Annotated in this window: 1 protein-coding gene and 2 pseudogenes; 2 read left to right on the top strand and 1 reads right to left on the bottom strand. The window is 68.1% G+C overall.

The window, feature by feature from the left end; translation table 11 throughout:
• A pseudogene (locus DD1DGNOD_RS25280) lies at nt 1–463 on the bottom strand (IS5 family transposase); the annotation flags it as partial.
• 311 nt (nt 464–774) lie between these two features.
• On the opposite strand from DD1DGNOD_RS25280, the gene ssd reads away from it, so the two are divergent.
• Complete coding sequence (gene ssd, locus DD1DGNOD_RS25285; RefSeq protein WP_131771173.1) at nt 775–1,890, top strand: septum site-determining protein Ssd; 1,116 nt, start codon at nt 775–777, stop codon at nt 1,888–1,890.
• Between the two features lie 101 nt (nt 1,891–1,991).
• Nucleotides 1,992–2,323 (top strand): annotated as a pseudogene (locus DD1DGNOD_RS30295) (TadA family conjugal transfer-associated ATPase); the annotation flags it as partial.

Raw genomic sequence — 2,323 nt, forward strand, 5'->3', positions numbered from 1 at the left:
TGACCCTGCTCGCAGGCCAGGTGCACCTTGGTAGTCAGACCGCCGCGGGAGCGTCCACGGGCGTGGTCGGCCGGCTCGATGGCGACCCCGCCCGGGCTCTGCTTCTGCAGAGCCCTTTTTTGGACGCCCCGGCAGCGTGCTGGTGGGCGCGGGCGACGGTGGAGTCCACCGACACCTCCCAGGTAATCAACCCGGCCGCGTCCGCCCGTGTCTGGAGCGCGGTCAGGATCGCCGTCCAGGTGCCGTCACGCTGCCAGTCCCGGAACAGCCCGTACACAGTGCGCCAGTGCCCGTAGCGGGTGGGGATGTCCCGCCACGGCGCTCCGGTTCTCGTCCGCCACCGGATCCCGTTGATCAGCTGCCGTTTCGTCCAGATCGGCGGCCGGCCAGGCTTCTTCTTCTCCGTTGGTAGCAGTGGCTCCAGTATCGTCCACTGCTCGTTCGTCAGGTCACCCCGCGCCATACAGTGATCGTGGCTGTTCGGTCACAAAACCAGATCAAGGTGGGATCACACGCCCCCCACTTTTCAAACACGCCCTAGGACCTGGGTCGCTGAGCCGTCCCTCCACCCAGCTGACAGCACGACCGATCAGCTGATAGCTCGACGGCGGATCGTCAGCGTAGGGATCGTCAGCACAGGTCGATAGTTCTTGATTCAGAACAAAATCTTCTATTAAAACATATTCAGGGCCTGTGGAGGAGAAATCCTCCACAGGCCCTCTGTACGTCATGGTGGATGTCCGTCCCCGTATCCGACGACGGAAGGGCCCTGCCATGACACCTGCACCGCCCGTTCTCGCCCTTACTTCCGAATCCGAGCCGGGTATCCGGCCGCTAGTCGTCACCGACGAACCACTACTGCTCGACGATCTCCTACGGCTTGCCGCGGCGGCCGGGGTCACCGTGGACGCCGTAGCCGACGCCGACCTCGCCCGCCGGTACTGGAGCAGCGCCCCGCTCGTCCTCGTCGGCGCCGATCGGGTGCCGTCCTGCGTCGCCGTCGGGCTCCCCCGACGCCCAGGCGTCGTCCTGGTCAGCTCCGACCTCGACGACGGCGGTGTGTGGGAAGCGGCGGTTCGACTGGGCGCCGAACACGTGGCTTTCCTGCCCGATGCGGAGGAATGGATGGTCGACGTGCTCGTCGACGCCACCGAGGCGGACCAGCGACGCGGCACCGTGGTCGGCGTGGTGGGCGGTCGAGGCGGCGCGGGGGCCACCAGCCTCTCGATCGCGCTGACTCTTGCGTCCCTGCGCCGCGGCTTCAACACGGTTCTGGTGGACGCCGACCCGCTCGGCGGTGGTATCGACCTCGCCCTCGGCATAGAGGACCGGCCCGGTATGCGATGGCCGGACCTGGCATCCGCCCACGGCCGACTGCCACGCCGGATGCTGACCGAGGCGTTGCCGTCCCTTGGGGAGCTCCCCGTGCTCTCCTGGGACAGGATCAGTCCGACGGTGATCGCACCGTCCGCCATGACCTCGATACTGACCAGTGCCCGGCGCGGAAACGATCTTCTCGTCGTCGACCTTCCGCGCTTTCCCGACCAGACCACCGCCGTCGCGATGCAGCTGGCCGAGATCATCCTTGTGGTCGTGCCGGCCGAGGTCCGCGCGATCGCCGCTGCCGGTCGGGTGTGCGACACGGCCAACCGGTACTGTGCCGACGTTCGCGTGGTCGTACGGCTGCCGGGCCCGGCCGGGCTCCAGGCCGACACCGTCTCCGACGCGCTCGCGCTGCCGGTAGCGGGGATTCTGCGGCACGAACAAGGTCTCGCCTCCGGGTTGGAGCGAGGAGAACCACCGGGCAGTCGTCGCCGGAGTTCGCTGGCCCGGGTCAGTGGCCAGATCCTCAACGACCTCGGTCTGGCACGTTCGGACGTGGCGGCGTGAACGGGTATCCCACTGCTGAGCACTCCGCGTCCGGGCCCGCGCCGCACCGCACCCACGATCACGTCACGGTCCAACGGACGGGACCGGAGCACCCGCAAGCGGTGCCGACCGCGGCCTCGTCCGGTCTCACGAACACCGCACACCCCGACGAGGATCTGCTGGCGGGAATCCGCCGGCGGCTGGTCAACACCGATGGCGCGATGACGTCCTCACGCATCGCGGCGGCCGTTCGAGCCGAAACCGGCCCCGCTGACAGCGACTCCCTGGCCCTCTACCGGTCACTGGAGTCCGAACTTGTCGGTGTCGGCCCGCTCGAACCGCTGCTGGCCGACCCTTTCGTCACCGACATCCTGGTCAACGGACCCGCGGAGGTCTGGGTGGACCGCGGCAACGGTCTCCAACGCTGCGGGATCACCTTCCCCGACGATGACGC

The sequence above is a fragment of the Candidatus Protofrankia californiensis genome, assembly GCF_900634765.1.
Lineage (GTDB): Bacteria > Actinomycetota > Actinomycetes > Frankiales > Frankiaceae > Protofrankia > Protofrankia californiensis.